The 22,077-nt window shown below is 67.8% G+C and carries 15 protein-coding genes and 1 pseudogene; 7 read left to right on the forward strand and 9 right to left on the reverse strand.

Features of this window, described 5'->3' with window-relative positions; genetic code table 11:
* Window positions 1–7 precede the first annotated feature (7 nt).
* On the forward strand, window positions 8–1,294 hold the full coding sequence (locus tag JE024_RS36420) for an IS701 family transposase (protein WP_443742873.1): 1,287 nt from the start codon (window positions 8–10) through the stop codon (window positions 1,292–1,294).
* Between the two features lie 56 nt (window positions 1,295–1,350).
* Here JE024_RS36420 and JE024_RS36425 read toward each other — a convergent pair whose 3' ends face one another.
* Window positions 1,351–2,706 carry an IS4 family transposase gene (locus JE024_RS36425; RefSeq protein WP_280521544.1) on the reverse strand — a complete coding sequence of 452 codons (1,356 nt, stop codon included), beginning with the start codon at window positions 2,704–2,706 and terminating at the stop codon, window positions 1,351–1,353.
* A gap of 363 nt (window positions 2,707–3,069) precedes the next feature.
* On the opposite strand from JE024_RS36425, the gene JE024_RS36430 reads away from it, so the two are divergent.
* Window positions 3,070–3,885, forward strand: coding sequence for an alpha/beta hydrolase family protein (locus JE024_RS36430; RefSeq protein WP_205378118.1), 816 nt, complete (start codon window positions 3,070–3,072; stop codon window positions 3,883–3,885).
* A 93-nt stretch (window positions 3,886–3,978) separates the two neighbouring features.
* Here the strand turns inward: JE024_RS36430 and JE024_RS36435 are convergent, their stop codons facing one another.
* The 4 genes from JE024_RS36435 to JE024_RS36450 form a co-directional block, all read right to left on the reverse strand.
* On the reverse strand, window positions 3,979–8,430 hold the full coding sequence (locus JE024_RS36435; protein WP_205378119.1) for an AAA family ATPase: 4,452 nt from the start codon (window positions 8,428–8,430) through the stop codon (window positions 3,979–3,981).
* Between the two features lie 437 nt (window positions 8,431–8,867).
* Window positions 8,868–11,831 carry an SAV_2336 N-terminal domain-related protein gene (locus tag JE024_RS36440; RefSeq protein ID WP_280521585.1) on the reverse strand — a complete coding sequence of 988 codons (2,964 nt, stop codon included), beginning with the start codon at window positions 11,829–11,831 and terminating at the stop codon, window positions 8,868–8,870.
* Window positions 11,831–12,922, reverse strand: coding sequence for an AAA family ATPase (locus JE024_RS36445; RefSeq protein WP_244883475.1), 1,092 nt, complete (start codon window positions 12,920–12,922; stop codon window positions 11,831–11,833). The genes JE024_RS36440 and JE024_RS36445 overlap by 1 nt, the downstream gene beginning before the upstream one ends.
* Before the next feature lie 32 nt (window positions 12,923–12,954).
* On the reverse strand, window positions 12,955–14,439 hold the full coding sequence (locus JE024_RS36450; protein WP_205378121.1) for a VMAP-C domain-containing protein: 1,485 nt from the start codon (window positions 14,437–14,439) through the stop codon (window positions 12,955–12,957).
* 212 nt (window positions 14,440–14,651) lie between these two features.
* Between JE024_RS36450 and JE024_RS36455 the strand changes: the two genes are divergently transcribed.
* From JE024_RS36455 to JE024_RS36465, 3 genes are all read left to right on the forward strand, one after another.
* Window positions 14,652–15,239, forward strand: a complete 588-nt coding sequence (locus JE024_RS36455) for a Gfo/Idh/MocA family protein (protein WP_244883648.1) — start codon at window positions 14,652–14,654, stop codon at window positions 15,237–15,239.
* The gene (locus tag JE024_RS36460) at window positions 15,236–15,586 is read left to right on the forward strand and encodes a hypothetical protein (RefSeq protein WP_205378122.1); all 351 of its coding nucleotides are present in this window, start codon (window positions 15,236–15,238) and stop codon (window positions 15,584–15,586) included. Before JE024_RS36455 ends, JE024_RS36460 begins: the two co-directional genes overlap by 4 nt.
* Before the next feature lie 97 nt (window positions 15,587–15,683).
* Window positions 15,684–16,151 (forward strand): NUDIX hydrolase, encoded by a 468-nt coding sequence (locus tag JE024_RS36465; protein WP_205378123.1) that lies wholly within the window; start codon window positions 15,684–15,686, stop codon window positions 16,149–16,151.
* 195 nt (window positions 16,152–16,346) lie between these two features.
* Here the strand turns inward: JE024_RS36465 and JE024_RS36470 are convergent.
* Window positions 16,347–17,551, reverse strand: a protein-coding gene (locus tag JE024_RS36470; RefSeq protein ID WP_205378124.1) for an IS3 family transposase whose coding sequence is annotated in 2 segments (ribosomal slippage) — window positions 16,347–17,260 and window positions 17,260–17,551 — 1,206 coding nt in all. Because the reading frame shifts where the segments join, the coding sequence is not laid out codon by codon here.
* Between the two features lie 400 nt (window positions 17,552–17,951).
* Between JE024_RS36470 and JE024_RS36475 the strand changes: the two genes are divergently transcribed.
* Window positions 17,952–18,395: a hypothetical protein gene (locus JE024_RS36475; RefSeq protein ID WP_244883477.1), complete on the forward strand. Its 444-nt coding sequence runs from the start codon at window positions 17,952–17,954 to the stop codon at window positions 18,393–18,395.
* Here the strand turns inward: JE024_RS36475 and JE024_RS36485 are convergent, their stop codons facing one another.
* Window positions 18,396–19,610 carry an IS110 family RNA-guided transposase gene (locus tag JE024_RS36485; protein WP_244883485.1) on the reverse strand — a complete coding sequence of 405 codons (1,215 nt, stop codon included), beginning with the start codon at window positions 19,608–19,610 and terminating at the stop codon, window positions 18,396–18,398.
* Window positions 19,611–19,929: 319 nt separating this feature from the next.
* On the opposite strand from JE024_RS36485, the gene JE024_RS36490 reads away from it, so the two are divergent.
* Entirely contained in the window at window positions 19,930–20,964 is a 1,035-nt protein-coding gene (locus JE024_RS36490) for an IS110 family RNA-guided transposase (protein ID WP_244883487.1), read from the forward strand.
* Window positions 20,965–21,156: 192 nt separating this feature from the next.
* On the opposite strand, the gene JE024_RS36495 is transcribed toward JE024_RS36490, so the two are convergent.
* A complete protein-coding gene (locus JE024_RS36495) occupies window positions 21,157–21,519 on the reverse strand; it encodes a hypothetical protein (protein WP_205378126.1) in 363 nt (120 codons plus the stop codon).
* A gap of 72 nt (window positions 21,520–21,591) precedes the next feature.
* Window positions 21,592–22,062 (reverse strand): annotated as a pseudogene (locus JE024_RS36500) (transposase); the annotation flags it as partial.
* Window positions 22,063–22,077: the final 15 nt, after the last annotated feature.

Genomic DNA, 22,077 nt, shown 5'->3' on the forward strand with positions numbered 1-22,077 from the left:
CAGCGTAATGCCAGCCCACTGGCAGGAGGCATTCGAGACTCTGATGAGCCGGATCGCGACCCGGTTCGCCCGAGTTGAACCCCGCCGCCGGGTAACGCGGTTGGTCTCCGGGCTCCTGTCGGGCCTGCCGCGGAAGAATTGCTGGACCCTGGCCGAGCACGCGGGTGACGCCACCCCGGACGGCATGCAGCACCTGCTCCACCGCGCGAAATGGGACGCTGACGCGGTCCGCGACGACATACGCACCTACGCGGTCGAGCACCTGCACGACGAGGATGCGGTGCTCGTGGTCGACGAGACGGGGGATCTGAAGAAGGGCACGGCGACCGTCGGCGTCCAGCGGCAGTACACCGGCACGGCCGGCCGTATCGAGAACGCCCAGGTCGCTGTCTACCTTGTGTACTCCGCTGCCCGCGGACACGCTGCCATCGGCCGGGCCCTGTACGTGCCGCGCTCATGGACCGAGGACCCGGACCGCTGCCGACGCGCGGGCATCCCGGACGGCTTGGCGTTCGCGACCAAGCCCCAACTCGCGGCCCGCATGGTCGAGCGAGCTCTGGACGCGGGAACACCCGCGCGCTGGGTCGCGGGAGACGAGGTCTACGGCGACAACCCGCACCTGCGGACCGCCCTGGAACAGTGTCGGACCGGCTACGTCCTGGCCGTCTCCAGCACCCACCCCGTCGTCACGCACGCTGGGAGGTTCCAGGCCAGGACCCTGGCAGCGCGAATCCCGAGCCGGGCCTGGCAGCGGCTGTCGGCCGGAGCGGGCGCGAAGGGCGAGCGGTACTACGACTGGGCACAGGTCGACGTTCACGGCCCCACCGGTCGGCTCGGACAGTGGTGCCTGTTGGTCCGCCGCAACCGCCGCACGAGCGAACTCGCCTTCTACCGCTGCTTCTCACCTCACCCGGTACCGCTGTCCGAGCTGGTGCGGGTGGCCGGACGGCGCTGGACGGTCGAGGAGACGTTCCAGGCCAGCAAGAGCCTGACCGGTCTGGATGAGCACCAGGTCCGCCGCTGGACCTCCTGGCACCGCTGGGTCACCCTCGCGATGCTCGCCCACGCCTTCCTCGCGGTCACCGCAGCCGCGGAACGCCACGACCGGCCTGCGCACGACGGACTGATCCCCCTGACCGGCAACGAGATTCAGCACCTGTTCGCAGTCCTGGTCAGCCCCGTCCACGACCTCGCACATCGACTGCGCTGGTCGCACTGGCGCCGACGCCACCAGGCCCGTGCACGCCAGTGCCACTATCGGCGGCTAGACGCACTCCAACAACGAAGATCATGATCTACGGCTGGAGTACTAGACCCAATGCCGTGTAGTTAGGGGTGCCGTGGGCGGTGTCAAGGGGCGGGCGTCAGGATGTGGACGCTGATCGTGGCCCTGTAGGTGGTGCGGTCGACGGTGCCTCTTGCGTTGTATCTCGAGATGGCCCGTTTCACGACGCGTGGACGGGTGCGGACACGGCGGTCGGGCATGAGGGCGGCCAGGATTCGGCGGCCTATGGTGCCGACGAGGTCGATCACGGCGCCACTGAACACGCCTGCGGCCTGGATGACCAGATCGCGGGCGGTGTTCAGGGCGATGGAGAAACTCGCCCGGTCGGGGTCGGTCCCGGGCCGGCTGGCGGTGGCGTCCGCCATCGCCAGCCGCAGGACCTGGTAGGTGACCAGCACTGCGAAGACTTCCTGGGCGACACCGGCGGGAGTGCGGGCACGAAGGACCCGACCGCCGAGGATCGTCGACTTGATCTCCAGATAGGTGGTCTCGATTTCCCACCGCTCGTGATACAGCCCGATCAGATCGCCGGCGGGGTGGGTGAAGGGGTCGGTCAGGGTTGTGACCAGCCGGTATGCGCCGGTGCGTCGTCCCTGTGATGTGCTGATGGTGATCTCGCAGCAGACAACACGGACCGGAACGGGTCCGATCCGGGAGAGCCAGGAGCCGTCGGGGAAGCGTCGCAGGACCGGCAGTCTGCGGTTCTCCTTCACCCGGACCAGGACGTGTGCGCTCCTCAAGGTGACTGCTTCGATCAGGGCCTGGACGGCGAAGTTCCGGTCCAGCAGGACGATCATGTCTTCCCGCAGGCTTCGGACCAGGCGTGGAGCGTAGGTGGTCTCACCGTCGGTGGCCGGACCGAATACCGCGTCCATGACGGTTCGGGTTCCGCAGGCGACCAGGATCAGAAGCCGCAGTGAGGGGTATCCCGCGCCGCCATTGTTGCAGCGGTGCCTGGTGAACTCGGCCTGGTTCGCGGGGCTGTCCGGCACTGCCATCAACGTGCCGTCGATGGCGCAGACGAGCAGTCCGTGCCACCGCGTTCCGGCGATCCCGAGTCCCGCGGCCGGTCCACGAAGCAAGTCGAACAGGTGACGCAACGGTCGGGTCCCGAGCCTCTTGCGGGCCTGGGCCAGCGCGCCGGCCGTGGGAGTCGCCGTCGGCAGTCCGTCCAGGCCGGCCGTCAGCCGCTGCCACACCTGCTGCCATCCGAGCCCCGGGAACAATGCCCCGCCCAGCAGCAGATACACCACCACGCGCGAGGGAAGGTCCCGTATCCGCTGCTGGGTTCTGCCGGTATCTGCCAACACCTCATCGACCATCTCGAACGGGACAATCCGTGTCAGCTCGCCGAGATGGCCGGGGGCAAACGCCCCTGCCGCAACCGCTACTTCACGAGAAATGACAGACTTGGCGGCCAACGGAGCTCCTGCTGAACAGTGATCTTGGTCGACACGGTTCTAGCAGGAGCTCCGTCACTTCATCAGCCTGCTTGACAAGCAGCCCAGAGCCCTAACTACACGGCATTGGTACTAGACCGTGTCCCACGTGCTGAGGCGATTGTTGGGCAGTTCATGGGGCGGGGTGCGTGGCGTTGGAATGTTCCGGACGGGCTGTGAGACATCGCGAAGCCGTTGATCCCTCCGTCGAGGGTGCGGTCGCAGGGCGGTGGGACTCGAAGCCACGCACCCGAGGCACCACCACCGCTTCATGGATCTCTGCTCGTAGAGACCTGTCGACCACCTACTCTGAAGGTACGACAGTGTCGGCGAGGGGGACGTCTCATGATCGTCGGGGTACACGGCATTCGCTGCCTTCGCTATCTGGCTCGGTCGGGGAGCCCGGAACTGGCTGCGCGACTACTGGCAGATGAGTGGGCGTCAGCGCTGGGCACACCGGCCCCGGCGAGCAGGTTCGAGGCCGCCTACTATGCTCACCTGCTGGACCTGGGGACTTCACAGGGAGAAGAAGATCCCGAACTACTTAATCGCCCCGGCCAGCAGTTGCTGATGGACTGGGTTTCTGCACTCGGGGCTCCTGCGGAGGTGACGATGGGGCGGACCACCCTGCCGGTACGCCAGGCGGCTGAGTGGATCGCACGACGTTACGGTGACATGGCCCGTCGATTTGTCGTCCACTTCTGTCGAGAAGCGGACACGTATGTGGCCGACCCCAACTCGGTTCACAGGCAGCAAGTGCGAGCAGAGCTGCACCGCGTGCTGGAGCTGCACCGTCCGCGTGTCGTTCTTGCACACTCGCTGGGATCCGTCGTGGCCTACGAAGCACTGTGGCATCAGCCCGTCGAGCTGGATCTGCTCATCACGCTAGGCTCGCCACTCGGTCTGCCCGGTGCTGTGTACGACCGACTGTCGTTGGGTGAGGGCAATGATGCGCGCAAGGGTGAGCGCCCGCCGCGAGTCCGGCGCTGGGTCAACGTCGCCGACATCGGTGACATCGTGGCCATCCCTCGGGACCTGCCTACCCGCTTCCCTGGCATCGACGTGCACCATGAGGTCTCCCTCGGCTTGGTCGCTTCGCACCAGGCCGCCCGCTATCTCGGTGTCCCAGAGGTGGCAGCCGAGATTCGCGCTTGCTTCTGACGGGATGTGTCCCGCACGGGGTCGTGCGGGACATGTGGTGGTGGGCCTTGCCTCTGGACGGTGATGCCCCGTCTCCCCGCAGGGCCAGGTGCGTCAGATGGAGCGCCGCAGGACGATGACTTCCCACTCGCACCCCAGCACCAGCCGGTCTCCGTGAAGTAGAAGCGAGGGCACCGTCCCCGGCACGCCGATGTCGGTCCGCTGTACGCCCGATGCGAAGTCCCACAGCCGTACGCCGCGGTCATCTGAGGCAGCAACAAGGAGCGTTCCACCGACGATCGTGCACGCCACAGCGTTGACGCCGCCGGCCACCGACAGTGGCTCTCCGTGGGGTCGCACCCAGCCGAGTCTGCTGCCAGGCTCCGGACGGGACAGGTCCCACAGCCGGATCTTGCCGTCCTGACCGCCCGTCACAGCAAGTGGTTTGCCGTCGAGGAGGGTGCAAGCGAGTGCTGTCGCCCATCCGCTGTGGGCGTCTACGGGTGGACACACCGGCAGGCCGGTCGTCAGGTCCCACAGGCGCAGTGTGCCGTCGTCGCCGCAGGAGATCACCATGGGTTCCGTGTCGCTCTCGATGCAGGTCAGGGCGTTCACACCGCCCTTGTGCCCGGCGAGCGGAAGTCCGCGTCGACGTCCCGTGGCCACATCCCAGCAGTGCAGGTGGCCGTCTGCGCCGCCGGCCACGACCAACGGGCGGCCGGCCAGCACGGTGGTGGTGACGGCGTGCACCGGGGCAGCGGCGTGAGCGAAGGCTTCACTGTACGGGGTGCCCCGTTCCGCATCCCAGCACTGCAGCAGTCCGTCCGGCCCGGCAGCGATCACGAGGGGACGTCCTTCGAGGCGGGTGACGGCCAGCGTGTGCACGCGCCCTGGCCGGTGCCCGCCGCCCCGGGCGTCGCCGAGGAGTGAGGGTGTGCTTCCGAGAGGGGTGACGCCTCCCGTCGGATGCTGGGACATGGGCGACGGGTTCTCATATTGCGTGCCCGAGGTGAGATCCCAGCGATGCAGGAGTCCGTCTGCACCCGCCGAGAACAGTATCTCGCGGCCACCGACGACTGTCTGTGCCAGTGCGTGGACCCAGGAGGTGTGTCCGACGGCGGGTACGACGCGTTGTTCGCCCATCGGTACGTGCCAGACGCGCAACGCGGCATCGACGCCTGCCGACACGACGAGGGGAGGAAGCGACTGCGGTTGGGCGAGGGCAGTGACGGCCCCCATATGGCCCACGAACCGGCTGTGCTCAGAGCCATCGCGGGGTTCCCACAGGCGGATCGTGCCGTCCCCGCCGGCGCTGAGCACCCGCGAATGGCCGTCCTCGTCCTCCATGGTGGCGAGTGCGTACACTGGGCCGTCGTGGCGCGGGACGGAGTCCGGGCGCAGTGCCCGACCCGTGAAGTCCCATGTTCGCACGGTTCCGTCCTCGCCCCCGGTCACTACGTGGGGCGTACCGTCCAATTTCGCGTAAGCGAGAGCGTTTACGCGGCCAGGGTGGTGGAATGTTCCGTTCTCCTGGGGGTCACCGAAGAGCGGGCAGATACTCACGGTGCCTTCGTCATCTGCGACAATTACAGACGGAGCGTCGTTGCCCGGTACGCATATGAGAGCTGTCGTGCGGCCCAGTCCTGACCGCAGCTCCTCTGGCGGCAGGATGCCTGTGAGATCCCAGAGCACCAGCCGTCCCGCGGTGTCCGCCGTCAGGACCATGGACTGATGTGCCAGGTCCACGGGGGTCATCGACCTGACATCTCCACTTCGGACACCGCGCAGACCAGGCGTGTCAACGGGGGCGAGCGTCGGTAGGGAGCGCACGGTGAGAGAGTCGTCCGAGCCGGCCACGACGACCACTGACGTGTTGCCCATGCGAGCGCACGCAAGCGCTCTGATCTCCCCGCAACCTGGGTCTGCGGTGTGCATCAGCCGCCCGTTACTTGCGTCCCACACTCTCAGCCGGCCGCTACGGCCGCCGGTCACCACGATCGGAATGTCGACCAGCGCACCGGCCAGGGCGGTCGTCCTGTCCTCGGGTAGGTGCAGTGTGAACGCGTGCGCGGCACTGATCCGGCTCCCGGTGGCCCATTGCGGGCGCCACGGCATGTCCTCGCCACAGCCCGGGCCAGGTGCGGCGAGGCGGTCGGCGAGAGTGTGCGCCCGGTGCCTGGCCGCGTCTATGGACAGGATGTGCCGCCTTTGCTCGTCGGACGTGCGTCGATGTACGTGTGCACTGGTGCGGTAGACGGCGGAGGCACCACGGGCGGCCTCGGAAGCCGTTCTGCCCAACTCGTGGTCGAGCCAGTCCGGGTCTGCGTGGACCAGGAACTGGGGCTCGGTGCACAGTTCGTCGAAGCGGCCCGCATCAAAAGCATGCTGTGCGAGATGGCGGCGCAGGTAGGCATCGAGCCCGGCCCAGCGGGGCGGACCTCCTGGCACCGGGCCGCTGAGCGAGCCGATGAGTGCGCTGTACACCGTGCTTGCCACCCGGCGGTCCACCGATTCGGGCCGCTCGTTCTCTGCGGCGACAGTATGCGCCGTCAGCCGGCGCAACTCGTCAGCAACGCTCTGGTGCAACAGTCGGTAGAGCACGGTCCCAGTTGGGTCCGGTACGGCCCGTAGGAAGGCACGCAGTTCGCCGAGCAGCTGAGCGACCTCGGAGCTGCTCACGAGAACCGGTGAAGTGTCTGCCGACGGCAGGATCTCGGATACGTCGGCTACCCCTGCGCGCCCTGTTTCGGCCGGGTCCGTCCCTGCTGCGCCGTCGTCGGGCGTGACGAAGACGCGCGCCACGGCAGCTACGAGAGAGACTGGCATTCCGTCGCCTTGCGCGAAGGACAAGGCGACGAGAACCGGTCTCAGTAGCCGGTGCGCGTGCCCATGCACGAAGCCCAGATCGAGCAGATCGGGCAGACTGCCGGGCACCTTGGCGCCCAGTTCGCAGGCGGTGGCCGTGTCTCCCAACAGATGGCGGACACTCTCCTGGGAGGCGTAGGAGGCATACAGCGCTGCCATCAGGTACGGACCGGTAGTGGTCGTGTGTTCTGGGTCGGTTAGTGCCTCGGCGGTCGCTTGAGCGAAGGCGGCCACGCCTTCCGCCTCGCCCTGTTGCGCGGTCGCAGCGTCCCCATGCTGCGCTTCGTGTTCTTCGCCGCTCTCCCCACCGGTCGGGTGCTTCAGCAGCTCCCTCTGCCCGTGCCCGGTGGGCGTGTCATCGACGGCCGAGACGGTGCCGAGGCTGCCCGGGTCTGCCATTTCTGCGTCCGGTTGCTGGAGAAGCTTCGTCACGTACGCGGCGAGGTCAGCTGAAAGAGTCTGGCGACTGATGGTGTCCAGGTCGATGAGCGAACCGCCATTCCGGGCTGTGGCTATGAGGCTCGAGCAGGGCTCCTCATCGCGTGCGGCGAGCAGGAGCCGGCACAGCGGCCTCCCGTCCGGCCGTGTCAAGGTTGTCAACGGGACCAGCAGGTCGTGGACGAGTGCAGACGCCTCACGGGCTTCGTCGAGCGCATCAACCACCACGACGGGCGGCGTTCCCGGCAGACGGCTCAGGACGTCCATCAGCCGCCGGGGGTCGCCTTCAGGCTCGTCCGATCGATCCGCCCAGCTGCCGCCATAAGCGCCTGCCTGCCGGATCAGCGAGTCGACGACTTCGGCCAAGGTGCGCTGCCGAGCGTGGACGGTCAGAGGAGGCGCGATCACTGTCCGGCTGAGTGCCACCAACTCCTGCACGGCCCCCGCCGTGCTCCCCAAGCCCGGATGTGCCGCACGCAGCAGCACCCCCAGCAGAGCCGACTTGCCGGAGCCTGGGCCTCCGGTGACGGCTTGCAGCCGTGCAGCTCCAGACCCTGCGACGAACCACTCGGCCAGACGCACAAGCTCCGCATGCCGGCCGGTGAACAGACCGCCGTCTTGCTCACCGGCGGTACCGGGCTGCGGTGCAAACCCCGCGCCGCCCCGCGCGTGCCGGAGAAAATGATCAGGGTCGACAACGTCATCACCCTGAACGTTGACAGAAGTCGTGTGCTCGTAGGGCGCCCCCGGCAGGTCAGCCAGGCCGTGGGTGAAGCAGGGATTGGGGAAGAACGGCAGATCCGGCGCGGCAGTGTCCAGGACATCGGCAGTGACCCGGTGAGCCATGCCGCCACATTCCTCGACCAGTTCGCGGAGCCGGTCCCGGACCCGGTCGACGAACCAATGGAAGCCAAGGTGGCGACGGGTGTGGTCGTACTGGATACGCCGCTCGGCGACGGCATTCAGGACGTCGGCAACAGCACGGCTGAACCGGCCCTCAACCGCCAGTTCCGACGGGCCGGAAGCCGCAATCACCCACGCCCGGTGGTGCCCGTCGGTCAAGCCGCTCAACTGGTAGTCGTAGCGCGCAGCGGCACCGGAATGGCACAGATCGAGGAGAAACAGCACCAGCGGACGTCCCGGAAAGTCTTCCACTGCAGAAAGCCAGTTCCGGACCGACGTCCACTCGGTATGCACGCTGTCCGCGCCCAGGGTGTACAAGCCGGTCGGTCGTACGACGCCATGGCTGAGGACGTGGACCACCCACACGTCCTCGGGTCCGGCAGTCGTCAAGGCCTGACGTATGGTGGCGCCGAGACGATCGGCGGACGGCTGCCATCCCCGGTTCATGTCCGGGTCCAGCGCGTCGGACGCCGAGGACGCCGTCTGGGACGTGCTGGCTGGAACACATTCTGCAGGGGCGGTGTCCGGACCAGTGAGCCGGGTGCACTCGTAGCGGTACGGCTCCCGCTCCAACGCATCGGACAAGGCAGCTACACGCCCTGGAGCGAAGGTCAGAGGATCAGGACCCTCGCCGTCCAGACCGTGCTCGGGACTCGGCGCAAACCATGACACTCCAATGCTCAGGGCATACCGCCCCACCGGCGAGGAGTTCCCGTCACCGGGAGGCGGTGACGCGCTCAGCGGACCCGGCACGGGCGAGAGCTCTTCCGCGGCGGGCTCCGCCGGCGCGGTGCCCGTCACGGCCGGCCCTCTCCCGTCTCATCAGGGACGCGGCCGAAAGGGTCTACTGTGCCAGGCTCCTCCTGCGCACCGACCATGGCGGCGAGTTCGACGACGAGCGGGTCGTCCGGACCCCAATGCGTGAGTACATCAGCAGCCAGGTCCCGCGCGGCGGGCAAGTCACCGCACTCGACGAGAAAGCGCACCTGTCCAACCACAGCCGCACGCACAGAAGGGTCGGGGTCCGTCAGGGCCCCGATGGGCAAGAGATGGCAGGTCAGGGCGACCCTGTCCCGCCGCCGATCCGCGCCGTCACCGCCTAGGGCGAGAGCGGCAACACAGTTCACCAGAGCGGTACGGGCCTGCCGCCGCGCCGTATCGGCGCGGTGAGCCTCCATGTTCTGAAGGCGCGCGCGCCGTGCGGATGAGCGAAGCGAAAACAGATCCTGGTCCGGCGACGGCTGCGCCACGAAGGCCGCGGCGAGAGCCCTGACCGCCGCCTCGATCTCGCCGTGGCCGCCCGGCAGGACATGCCGAAGCAGAGCCATGGGCGCCGGTCCGGGACCGAGCACGGCGAGCAGGTCCAGCAACGGCGCTGCCTGCGGATGGCGCAGGTCGATCTGCTCCAGGACCAGATCGCACATGGCCAGCAGAGGGTCGGCCAGAGGCTCAGCAGGGGGTGCGCCGGGAGTGGGGTCAGCGCCGAGCGCGGCCAGAAGCGCGGATCCCGCTTCCTCAGTGGCATCGCTCTCGGAGAGGAAGCCGCCAGCCATGGCGAGCGCCAGCGGCAGGTCATGGAGCCGCGTCGCAATGCGCAGGGCCACCGGTGGAGACAGCCGCGGCACGAGGCCGCGCAAAAGCCCCATCGAAGCGGAGGGTCTGAGCGGGGGCAGCGGCTGAGTGGAGTACGGCTCCGGCCACGCGTCCTCGGCAGAGGTGATCAGGAGGACTCCTGGTGCGCTCGGCAGCACCGGAGGCACATTCTCCGGGCGTGCGCCATCCATGACGAGCAGCCAGGTCGCCGGCCGCCCCTGGACCACCGCCTCCTGCAAGTCCGACGACGTGCACAATGAGGGCTTGGTGCCAGCCGCCGTCCACCCGATGTGCCCGTAGGCGGCTCGGTGTTCGGCAACGTAGCGGGCGGCGACCGCGCTGGTGCCACTGCCTTCGCGGGCGACAAGCACGATGCGAACCGTCTCAGTGCCTTCACCGGTAGCGGCGAGGTGCGCGGCCCGGCGCAGCTCAGTGAGGACACCATCGCGATCCAGAAGCGGCGCTGATGCGGGAAGCCCGGTCAAGGGATCGTGAGAGCCTGCCCCATCACCCGTGGGACTGGCGACGAGGTCTGGACCTGGCGTCTCCCGCTGGTCGAGGCGCTCGGCGAGTGACTCGTACTGGCCGCTCAGATGACGGAGCACCTGGGCCGTCACCGTTGCGAAATGCTGCTCCGAGCGGGCCACGGCGACCGCCTCGTCCCCTTCGGCGATCAGAGCCGCAAACGTCACTGGCGAATGACCCGTGGAGAGTTGACCGAGGACATAGTCCGCGACGAGCGAAGCAGTTTGCAGAACCTCCACGCGCCGGATCTCGCTGAGCAGGAGTTCGCGCATGCCTGGGAGGAAGTCGAACAGCACGCTGCCGACAGCGTCAGGCTTCCTCTGCGGCCCATCAGAAGGACTGGCCAGCGGCAGCCGGGTGACAAGCCCGGTGAACAGCACCTCGGTCAATACAGAGGGGCGGCTGTCCCGGCACACCGCGTTCTGGACGAGCCGCATCACGGGCAGGCTCAAGGGGACCACAGCCAGGTGCCGTGCCAGGCGCAGCGCCGGTGGGCTGAGACGACGCTTGATGCGCTCGAGGCGCTCCTCTGGGGGCTCCTCCTGGCGCAGCCGCATCATGTCTACGACCGGGGCGTTCGGTCTCTCGGGCACGGCCGCCACCAACGTGTCCCAGTAGGGCAATTCGCCACTGAGTAAAGACGCCCATTGGCCGAGCCAGTGGGGGGTCATTTCCAGCACGGGGACGGCCATGCCGTGAACAAGATCTCTTTGCCCGGGGAGTGGCTCGTGCCTCTGGAGTAGGGAGGGTGCACCGGGCACAGGGGGGTACAAGCGCACTGCCTGTAGGGCGAGCCCACTGCGCTCCCACAATCCCCGCGGAAGGGATTGGACGAGCGCTACCGGACCGGTCCGGCCCCATGCGCGCAGGAGCTGCAGCACAGTGCCGTCCGACCAAGCCGGGCTGATGCAGTCCGACAGTACGAGCACGACACGTCGACCCGTTGGATCGACGATTTCCATCGGACTGTGGTTGTGGTCCAGTCCGGCAGGCGAGCGCAGAACCAGACCCTGAGCGGCGACCTCTTCCGTAGGAAGGATCCAGTGCTGCACCGAGCGGAACGCCCCTACGCTCACGAGGACGGAGAGGAACTCCTGCACGGTCTCCTGCCAGATGAGCATGGAGGTGCTGTCGTCCACGACGAGCGCCAGGTCGAGCCAACGGCTCGGCGCCGGTCTCAGGACGGGCAGCCACAGCGCAGTGTCTGCGATGTGTTGCACTGTGGCCTCCTCGTCCAGTTCGGTCCGGTCCGGGGACGGGGCCCGGCGGGTCAGAGGGCGCAATGATCGTGCGAGTCGGTGACGGTGTGGCAGAGCACGAGGCGCCTGCAGCGGGAGCGGCGACACCGCACTCGTGCGGTCGACGCCATTGGGTGCAGCCGGAAGGTACAGGTCGAACTGCGGGCTGTCGGATCCATCGGGAGGCCGACCATCCGGCGGGGGGCCATGTTGATCAGCGGTGACGTCGTCAGGGCGTGGCGGCGATCGGAACGCAGGATCGTCGCCACCGAGCACCTCAGAACTGTTGCTGGATCGTGCTGTCGCGCTCGGCAGGTGCTCGGCTAGCCAGAGGGCGTCAGCGAGGTCCTCGGCCTCGACCGTGTAATCGCCCAGTGCCCGCAACAGGTGCTCCAATGGCAGCATCAGTCACCTGGTCCCAAAGGCCTCAGGACCTGTTCCAGCAGCTCTGTCCGGGCCTCGCTGGACCCATCGCCGAGCAGCAGATAGACCGCGTTGAGGAGTTGGTCAGTAGACAGAGTCCCGTTGGCGCGCCGATGGACGAATTCTTCGATCAGACGCCTACCTCGGTGGATGCCTTCCTCTCCAAGATGTGCGTGGACGATCTCGGCCAGCCGCTGGATGTCCGGGACGGGGAGGTCAAGGCGAATACAGCGGCGCAGAAAAGCTGGAGGGAAGTCCCGTTCGCCGTTGCTGGTCAAGATCACGACGGGAAAGGTGGTGCACGCGACTCGTCCGTCGCAGATGAGGGCCGTGCCGTCACTGAACTCGGTCCTCCCATCGTCGGTGTGCACCTGCTTGGTCGGCTGAGCCTGGGACGCTCGGGCGAGTTCAGGAATCTCGAACTCGCCGTTCTCGAACACATGCAGCAGATCGTTCGGCAGATCGTGATCGCTCTTGTCGAACTCGTCGATCAGCAGCACCCGAGGCCGTTCGACAGGGAGAAGAGCCGTACCCAGAGGCCCGAGGCGGATGAAATCTCCGATGTCCGGCTGGCTGGGACCGGCTGCGTCGTCGTGGACACGAGCGGAGCCGTCGTACGCCAGACGATCACTGGGCGAGTACGAGGACTGCCTATATGCGGAGAGGCCCGCCTCCTGCAAGCGCCCGATGGCGTCGTATGCGTAAAGACCGTCCCTCAGCGTGGAACGGCTTGTAATGGGCCATTGCAGCACCCGGCCAAGGCCCAACTCGTGCGCGATGTGGAACGCCAGGGACGACTTTCCGGAGCCGGGGGGCCCGGTCACCAGCAGCGGACGGCGCAGCATCAGGGCCGCATTTACTGCCTCCACGGTCGCCTCGGTGGCCCGGTAGGTGTCTGCCCTCGTCCCGGCCGGCCGGATGCGCTCACCCCTGTTGAACTGGCCACGGCCTCGCATGTCACGCCACGGAGGCGGCTCAGGTAGCCGATCGATTCCGTTGTGCGGCTGGCCGCCCCCTCGGTAGATGTATCCCTCGCGCATCTGTCTCTGCCTGCCTTCCTCGCCGCTGTTCATGCCCTTCCCACGCCGGTCGGCATGCTGCCGTCTCAGGGACACCGCAGTGCGCCGCCCCCGACATCGGGGCGTCCGCCGGGGTCGTCCCACACGAGTGCCAGCTGTTCCGCCGGGGACGGCGCCCCCGAGTCGAGTGCCTCCCGTCGCAACGACGTTATGCGGTCGGGCAGTCGCGTGGGGCTGCCTCCCGACATCAGCCGTCTGGTGACTGCATGCAGTGCACCCGACTCTGCATGTCCGTCGGCGTCGCCTTCATCACGTCCCCACAAGACGACGGGAACGCCCGCGTCCAGGGCCATCCCCACGGCCCGCGTCACCTCGCCAGCTGGAGCGTAGGTCTGGCGAGGTGGCGGCTCCACGACAACGGCGAGGGCATGGGAGAGCTCTCGCGTCCTACTCGGCAGGTCATGATCGCGTCCGGTCGGCAGCCAGGCGGTCCGCTCGACGGGGAGGCTGCGCGAACTCTTGTACTCCTGCCAACGACGCGACCATCGCTCGCGCGCCCGCGAGTCCGCAGGGCGTTCCAGATCGCGTACGACCACAGGACACAGAACACCCAGGGGCAGACCCGCGGCAGGCTGATCGCTGTCGGGGCTCTTAACGGACCAACGATCGACCGGCAGGCCGAGCAGAGAGCGCGGAAGCATGAATTCCACACGTGAGGGCAGCGAGCCCGAGAGCTCCTGTGCCCTTTCGAAATACAAGTTGAAACGGGCGACAATCCGCTCAAGGGACTGTGGTTCGTCCTCGACAACGAGGACGATCCAGCGATCCCGGCTGTACCCGAGCCACATGGACAACAGGCACTCCCGCGAGCCCGGCTGATAGCGCTGCAAGCTCACCACCAGCCGCACGTCATTGCCAGGGCCGGCCGACGGGCCGTGAGAGTACGGCGCGCCCGCCTCCACCGGAATCGAAACCCCAAGCCGCCTGGCAAGCCGCTGAATCCACTCCTGCAGCTCTTCCAACTGCGGCCGGGACCATCCGGGACAGCCAGCCAGGGCAACAGCGAATCGGAGTACAGGGGGCGGCTGATGGGGAGGCGCAGCTAGATCCTCAAGAAACGCGACGGCCTCCCCGGGAGACCGAGGAGCCCGCTCGGCAGCCGAGCCTGCAACCTCCAGGAAGGACGGCAACCAAGGCTGAAGCCCGTCGGTGAGTATCCGGACGAGCTCCGCGCCCCGTGGGGTGACCGGATCGACAGGCTTCGTCAGCCGGGTGACCAGCAGGCGCATCCGAGCTATCGCAGGCGTCTCACCATGGAAGTACGCCAGCACCTGGACGAGTTCCAGGAGGGCACCGTCCCTGTGCCGAAACTGCTGGACCACCTGACCGGCCATCGACCTGGTGGAAGCTTCCCAATTGAGTACGTCGACCAACGGCGGTCGCAAATCCCGCAGAATTACAGCGCGGGTAGGCGCGTCGGCGAAGCCCGGCAGATCGCACAGCGCATCCACCAGTTCAGAAAGAACATGCCCCCCCGCGCTCAAGACGCGCGGGGCAGAGTTGAAATCCACGATCGCACCGAGCGCCTCCCCACCACCGACACATCCGCTGCCGTGCACCTGACCGGCACCACATGATAAGGGTGCAACTCCACGCTGTAATGCGGAACGGCGAACCTGACGCACGGACCCGAACCGCCACCACGTGCGTCTCGTTCGCCTCCGACACAGCCCCCACGTGAGGACCGTTACTACGTCGCCGGCGACTGGACCACCTTCCAGGGCTGGCCGACTCCCAGTTCGCCCAGCTCGCCGCGGTCTGCGACACCGACTCCAGCAAGGTCGCCGTCCAGGCCCAGCAGCACAGCGTGCCCGGCTTCACCGACCTCCGTGCCCTGCTGGAGGACGTGCGTCCGGACTTCGCCATCGTCGCGGTGCCCCACCACGCCGGACGTGAGGTCATCGAGACCTGCGCGGCGGCCGGAGTGCATGTGATGAAGGAGAAGCCGTTCGCGACCGGCCCGGCAGAGGCCGCCGAGCTGGTGGCTTTGTGCGACAAGGCCGGCATCGAACTGATGGTCACCGTTCAGCGCCGCTTCCACCCGGTCTACAACGCGGCAGTGCAGCTGCTGGAGCAGATCGGCCGACCGTACCTGGTCGAGGGCCGCTACACCTTCCACTGCGGATTCGCCGCCACCGACGACACCGAGCTGTACTACCGCGTACTGCTGCACGGCCAGTACAGCAAGCGATGCCGCCGCGAAATCCCCGCCGACCACGAACTTGCCCCGTACGCGGTCACGGGGATGGGGCTCAAACTGCGCATCCACCCCCGGGCGGCCGCACTGGCCAGGCCCAACTTCCCCGGATGAAGGGATACCTGGCCGGTCGCGAAGCTGTCGCTGCCCGGATGCTGCGGGCTCTGCGCGACGTGCCGGGCGTCGACGTGCCGCACCCGCCGTCCCATGCCCGTCCGGCCTGGTACGCGCTGCCTCTGCGCTACAACCCGGACCAGCTCGCCGTCCTGCCCGTCGAACGGTTCCTCGAAGCCGTCCACGCCGAGGGCGCCAGCGAGATCGACCTGCCCGGCTCCACCCGGCCGCTGGGGGATCACCAGCTGTCCGCCCTCCCGGGGCCCTCCTGCCCGGCTACGCTGACCACCAGGGCCCCGCCGCCGACAGCTTCACCACCGCCCGACGTGTGCACGGCAGCACGGTGAAACTTCCGGGGTGGCACCGTGACCAGGGCCTCCACCTCGCCGAGGCGTACACCGCGGCCGTCATCAAGGTCGCCGAACACCACAAGGAACTCGTGAAGTGAGCGCACCCGTCGACGCCGCCCTCCTGGGCGACCTCATCCACGCCGCCGACGCCGACGGCATCACCAAGCACGTCGTCGGCGCCGTCATCCCCAACGCGGAAGGCGAGGTACTGCTGCTGCGCCGCGCCGCCGACGACTACCTCGGCGGCCTGTGGGAGCTCCCCTCCGGCGGCGTCGACGCGGGCGAGACCTTGACCGAAGCTCTCCACCGGGAAGTCGCCGAGGAGACCGGCCTCATGGTCACCACGATCGAGACCTACCTCGGGCACTTCGACTACCTTTCCAAGAGCGGCAAGAAGACCCGACAGTTCAACTTCACCGCCCACGTCACCCACGAGAGCGACACGGTCAAGCTCACCGAACACGATGCACACCTGTGGGCCGACCGTAGGGAGCAGGAGCAGGTCTCCAGCGTCGTACGGTCCGTGCTGGCAACGTGGCGAGAGGAAGAGGAAATCGCGTGAGGGAGACAGCGGCCCGCGACGAGGCGTCGGCCCTTGGCTTCCTACGGCCGGTCCGGGCCCGCGTCACCGGGCCTGACAGCGGCATCGACCTCGAGCTGGTGCAACGGCTCACCCGGCAGGCACTCGGAGACGCCAACAACGGGGTGGAGGAACTCCGGGCTCGAGGGGGCCTTGACCCCGAATCCTGAACACGGGTTATGCGGCTTGGGCCAGCGTAGTTGGTGTGAGCTGGAGAGCTTCCTCGAAGGCGATCGGTGATCGTTGCCCGAGGTAGGAATGTCGGCGTCGGGTGTTGTAGCGGTGGAGCCATCGGAAGGCGTCGAGCCGGGCCTCGCGCTCGGTGGACCAGCCTTTCCGTCCCTGCAGGGTCTCGCGTTTGAAGGTGGCGTTGAAGGACTCGGCGAGTGCATTGTCCGCGCTGGACCCGACCGCGCTCATGCTTCGCCGCACCCCTGCTGACCTGCATGCTTCAGCGAAAATTCTGCTCGTGTACTGGGCTCCGTGGTCGGTGTGCATGATCGATCCGGCGAGGCTGCCGCGGGTGCGGATCGCCGCGGCCAGGGCGTCGGTGACGAGGTCCGCGCGCATGTGGTCGGCGATCGCCCAGCCCGCCAGGCGTCGTGAGGCAAGGTCTATGACGGTCGCCAGGTAGCAGAACTTCCCGCCCTCGATGGGCAGGTAAGTGATGTCGCCGACGTACTTCGTGTTCGGTTTGTCCGCGGTGAAGTCGCGGCCGATCAGGTCCGGGGCCTTGGCCGCGGCCGGGTCTGGGACGGTAGTGCGGTGCCGGCGACGCAACCGGACCCCCTCGATCCCGGACGCCCTCATGATCCTGGCGACCCGCTTGTGGTTGACCACCTCACCGTTCTTCTCGCGAAGCTCGGCAGTGATCCTCGGGACTCCGTAAGTGCCGTCCGATTCCTGGTGCACCGCCCGTATCCGGGTCGCCAGGCGGGCGTCGGCTGATTGCCGGGCGGCGCGGTCAGCGGCTGTCCGGCGCCAGTAGTAGAAGCTCGAGCGGCTGACGCCGAGGATGCTGCACAGCCGCTTCACGCCGTGACGGCGCTGGAGGTCGGCGACACACTGGAAGCGGTTCACCAGCGCGTCTCCCCGGCGAAATACTTCGCCGCTTTGCGCAGGATCTCGCGTTCCTCCTCCAGCTCACGGACCTTCTTCCGCAAAGCGGCGTTCTCCGCCTCCAGCGGGGCCGGCGGCTGAGAGGGGTCCTGCGTCCGCCGGCCCCGGGGACGACTCACGCCGGCGGCCCTCACCCAGTTCCGCAGGGTCTCCGGATTGATCCCCAGATCGGCGGCGACCGACCTGATCGTCGCTTCCGGCCGCGACTCGTACAGCGCGACCGCGTCCGCCTTGAACTGCGGCGGGTAGTTCTTCATGACCACGAGATGTCCGTTCTCAGATCCTCAGGATCCAGTGTCTCGTGTGTTCAACATCCGGGGTCAAGGCCCAGGACTCGTGCCGCAGAGTGCGACGAGTGATCCGCGCTGGCCCAGACCGACCTGACTCCGGTCGGCCAACTGGGGCGTTGCGTTTGGGATCTGCCCGCGGACGGCTTTTCCTCTACCTCCGCGTCGACTCTGTCGGCTTCTCCACCGTCCCCGAGCCCACCCGCTTGACCGACTTCGTCGGCACCCGCGGGGAGCGATTGTCCATACGTGTGGATCGTCGGCGTCGGCAGGTAGTTGGGGTTTGTCCGTAGCAGCGCGCCTATTGAACTTGAACGATGATGCTCCTATTGATCGTCAAGCCCTCTCGGCAGGGTGAGCGCCGTATGGTTGCCGGATGCGGTATTTGGCGGAGTCGTTCCTTCTCGGGGCCCTGCGGCGGGGTCGTTCGGTCGAGCAGTTCCTTGGGCCGTGCGGCTCGGCAGGGCGCCCGGGGGTCCGCTATGTAGAAGTTCGTGCGGCGAAGACATCCTTCGAGGTCTATCTCCACACGGTTGAGGACGCCGGCAGTGAGGGCTTCTTCGATCTGGGCGAGTTCCCGCCGTTCGATCCCGATGACGAGGCCGGCGAGTTTGGGCGGCTCCTGGGCATGGCTGAGGACCCGCTGGCTGCGCTGATCGTTGCCGAGCAGTGCGCCGGAGCGGGCCGGGGCCGGTGGGTCAACGAGGGGATCGTCCAGGACGAGTACGGCGACTTCGTGCGCGCGGGCCGGCCGTCGGATGCTTCTCCCGGCGGCTGGCTGTGGCCCGAGATGCCGGACGTGACAGGGCCTCGCGCGTGATCAGGCGGCTTTGAGCCAGTCCCGGTAGGTGTGGGCGAGGGCGTCGTCCCGGCGGATGCCGCGTTCGAGGGTAGAGATGGTGGCGGGCCACACCCCGAAGTGGCGGGCTGCGGCGGTGAGGGTGATGTTCTTGGACTGCCGCAGTGGTCTCAGGTCGGCGATGCCCGGGACGGTGACCGTGGTGGTCAGGCAGCGGAACATCTCCCGGGCGATGGCTCGTTTCAGCAGCCGGATGATTTCCTTCTTGGTTCGGCCGGCGGCGGTTTGCCGAGCGACGTAGTCGCGGGTGCGGGAGTCGCTGGACATGCGGACCAGGGCGATGCGGTAGAGGGCGGCGTTCGCTGCCCGGTCCCCGCCTCGTGAGAGACGGTGGCGGTTGGTTCTGCCGCTGGAGGCGGGGACGGGTGCGGCTCCGCAGAGTGCGGCGAAGGATGCCTCGGTCCGCATGCGCTCCGGGTTGCCTCCGGCGGTGATCAGCAGCTGGGCGGCGGTGTCGGGGCCGACTCCGTGGGCGGCACGCAGGCCGGGGTTCAAGACGGTGGCCTCGCTGTCGAGGACCTTGGTCCGGGCCGTGTGCTCGGCCGTCAGCTCTTTGACGCGTCGGGCGAGGCTTCTGAGGGCGGCGAGGACCGCGACGTGGACCGCGTCCCCGGCCGGCCGCAGCCGGGCCAGTGCGTCGGTGCGGTCTGTTCCCTTGAGTCGTCCGTATGTGGCGCGGATGCTCTCGGGTGCGGTGAAGAGGATGTGGGTGATCTGGTTCAGGGCGGCGGTGCGGGCCTTGACCGCGGAGCGGGCGGCGTTGTGCAGGGCGCGTATACCGGCGACGGTGTCGTCCTTGGGCGAGCCGGAGGCGCGTCCGGAGAAGGCCGCGCGGGCGGCGGCGTAGGCGTCGATGGGGTCCGACTTGCCGATGCGGCGGCGTTCGGCCCGGTCGGGCCGGTTCACCTCGACGACGCGGTGTCCGTGGGAGCGGGCGGCACGGGTGAATCCGGCGCCGTAGGAGGCGGTGCCCTCCACGCCGATGGCGATCACGTGGCCGTGGGCGTCCAGGAATGCCAGGGCCGCGGCGTATCCGGCGGCGGTGGTGGCGAACTCGGCGTCTGCGAGGTGGCCGCCGTTGTCTCCGATAGCCGCGACGTGGATGGTGTCGGCGTGGGAGTCGACCCCGCCGAACACGCCTTGGCCCGGGGTTTGCCCTGCCGCCTCTGATGTCATGCTGATGGTGCCTTCCCAACCGGAGGTGGGCGCCGGCCGGGTGGCGCAGACAGGACATTGAGGGGGCTTCTGACCAAGCTCCTGACTTGTTGAATCGACCCCAGACGCTCGGTCTGCAGCCGTAGCGTCCAGGGTGTCGGTCGGCATGGGCCCGCAGTGCTCCTTGCCGCCCTCGGGCTGGCTCACTGATAGCGTGCCGCCGCCGGCCGACACCCGCGCGGTGTGGCTCGACAGAGGCATGAAGGTGACGCAGTGACTTCAAGTCAGGGTGCCCACCGCACTCCCCTTCCTGACTCATCGAGTGCGAGGACAGCAGCCTGTGATCCTGATCGGTGTCGATCCCCACAAGTCATCCCACACCGCCGTCGCTGTCGACGCCGCAGGTCACCAGGTGGCCCAGCGCCGCTTCGTCGTCAACGCCGGAACCTTCCGGCAGCTGATGCGCTGGTGCGAGCAGTGGCCCGAGCGTCGTTTTGCGGTCGAGGGCGCCGGCGGCCTGGGGCGCTCACTCGCCCAGCAGCTGGCCGCCGCGGGCGAGAACGTGGTCGACGTGCCCTCCACCCTGTCGGCCCGGGCCCGGCTGCTGGCCACCGGCGGCGATCGCAAGACCGATGCCAAGGACGCCCTCCACGTCGCCCAGGTCGCCCTCTTTCGCCATGACCTGCGCCCCGTGGTCCAGGAAGACCAGACCACGATCCTTCGACTGCTGACCGAGCGCCGAGACGACCTGGTCCACGAGCGCACCCGCGTCCTCAACCGCCTCCACGCCGTCCTGCGCGACCTCCTGCCCGGCGGAGCCCCCACCGGCTTGTCGGCCGACAAGGCTGCCGCTTTTATGAAGGGCATCCGGCCGGTCACAGCCACCGACAACTGCCGCCGGGACATAGCCCGTGACCTGCTGGCCGACCTGCGCCGACTGGACCGGCAGGTCAAAGACAACGAGGCCGAGATGCGTGAGGCCGTCGCGGCAACCCGCACCACGCTGACTACCCTGCCGGGCCTGGGCACCGTGCTGGCCGCGAAGGTCCTCGGCCACATCGGGGACGTCAGCCGATTCCGCACCGAGCACCACTTCGCCAGCTACACCGGCAGTGCACCCTTGGATACCTCCAGCGGCAACAACGTCCGCCACCGGCTCAACACCGGCGGCAACCGCGCACTGAACTCGGTCCTGCACACCATCGCCGTCTGCCAGATCCGCGACGGCGGGCGCGGCCAGGACTACTACCTCCGCAAGATCAGCGAGGGGAAAACGCCTTCAGAGGCCCGCAGGGCTCTCAAGCGAAGGCTGTCCAACGTGGTCTACCGGATCATGAAACGAGACCAGCGAAACCGCCTCGCTCAGGCCGCTTGACACACAGAGGCGCTATCAGGTCATGTTCCGCCCGGCCGGAGCCATGAGAACAGGTTCCGGCAGCCGGACAGAACACCTTGAAGACAGCCCAGCAGGGCGTCAGTCAGTGGCAGAGCCACGACCACCGGAACCTGAGTATCAGCATCAATGTCGGTGGTGTCGCATAGACCGCTGAACTCTGACCGTTCGAGATCAAGAGCGTGTCTGCAGCCAGCGACGCGCGGCAGCCAGGGTCACCTCGACGTCGTCGCTCCAGGAACAGACTTCCAGCCACGACAGGTAGCCGCCTTGCGTAAAGACCAGGACCTCGCCGGGGCACTCGCCAGCCTCGCTGACGAGCTGCGCTTCGGCCGCCACGACAGTGCTGGGACCAGTAGGTGCGGGCTCCGCCTTGCTGGTGTCGAGTTCGAAATAGGCGGTTCCGCATCCGCATGTGCAGCGCCCTCGCACGCTGAGGTGCGGAACCTGCCTTCGGAGCGCGACATGAACCGGATTGTCCGTGTTCAGGACTGCCGCGAGCGCATCGGCTACGTCGGCAGGCAGGCTCTCGGTCATTCCGTCACCGTATCTGACCAGCAACTTTGACTTGACCGTGCCGGCCAATCGCCGATCGGCCAGCCGTTGCGTTCACTCGTCCAGGGCCAGGCCTGTGCCGGCGAGGCAGCCGTTGATGACCTCTGGTCGGTACTGCACCATTATGAGCTTGCGCTTGACGGCGCGAGTGATCTGGCCGAGGTCGGCTGCGGCAAGGTTGCCGATGTCGCGCTTGACCAGCGACCAGATGCCCTCCTGCGGGTTCAAGTCCGGCGAGTAGCTCGGAAGCTGGAAGACGGTGAGCCAGTCCGCGTGGTCGGCGATGAACTGGCGCATCGGCTCGACCAGGTGCGTGCGCAGGTTGTCCCAGACCAGCACGATCGGGCCGTCGAGCTGGATGTGCGCTCTGACCAGCAGGTTGCGCAGGTCGCGCCACCCGATGCCCTTCGGCTCGCCCTTGCGGCCCCGGTACTCGCGGACCGAGTAGAACATCCGGGACCGCTTCCCCGGCTTGTAGCAGGTCAACCCGGCCATGGGCACCCGGCCCGAGCCCCGCCCACGGACACCTCCGCCCGGACG

It is taken from the genome of Streptomyces zhihengii, assembly GCF_016919245.1.
GTDB classification, from domain to species: Bacteria; Actinomycetota; Actinomycetes; order Streptomycetales; family Streptomycetaceae; genus Streptomyces; species Streptomyces zhihengii.

Bases quoted from the DNA above. Each gene is read 5' to 3' on its own strand.
- JE024_RS36440 (WP_280521585.1), bottom strand. From the start codon at position 11,831: ATGCTGCCATTGGAGCACCTGTTGCGGGCACTGGGCGATTACACGGTC.
- JE024_RS36420 (WP_443742873.1), top strand. From the start codon at position 8: ATGCCAGCCCACTGGCAGGAGGCATTCGAGACTCTGATGAGCCGGATC.
- JE024_RS36485 (WP_244883485.1), bottom strand. From the start codon at position 19,610: ATGACATCAGAGGCGGCAGGGCAAACCCCGGGCCAAGGCGTGTTCGGC.
- JE024_RS36430 (WP_205378118.1), top strand. From the start codon at position 3,070: ATGATCGTCGGGGTACACGGCATTCGCTGCCTTCGCTATCTGGCTCGG.
- JE024_RS36460 (WP_205378122.1), top strand. From the start codon at position 15,236: ATGAAGGGATACCTGGCCGGTCGCGAAGCTGTCGCTGCCCGGATGCTG.
- JE024_RS36475 (WP_244883477.1), top strand. From the start codon at position 17,952: ATGCGGTATTTGGCGGAGTCGTTCCTTCTCGGGGCCCTGCGGCGGGGT.
- JE024_RS36445 (WP_244883475.1), bottom strand. From the start codon at position 12,922: ATGAACAGCGGCGAGGAAGGCAGGCAGAGACAGATGCGCGAGGGATAC.
- JE024_RS36495 (WP_205378126.1), bottom strand. From the start codon at position 21,519: ATGACCGAGAGCCTGCCTGCCGACGTAGCCGATGCGCTCGCGGCAGTC.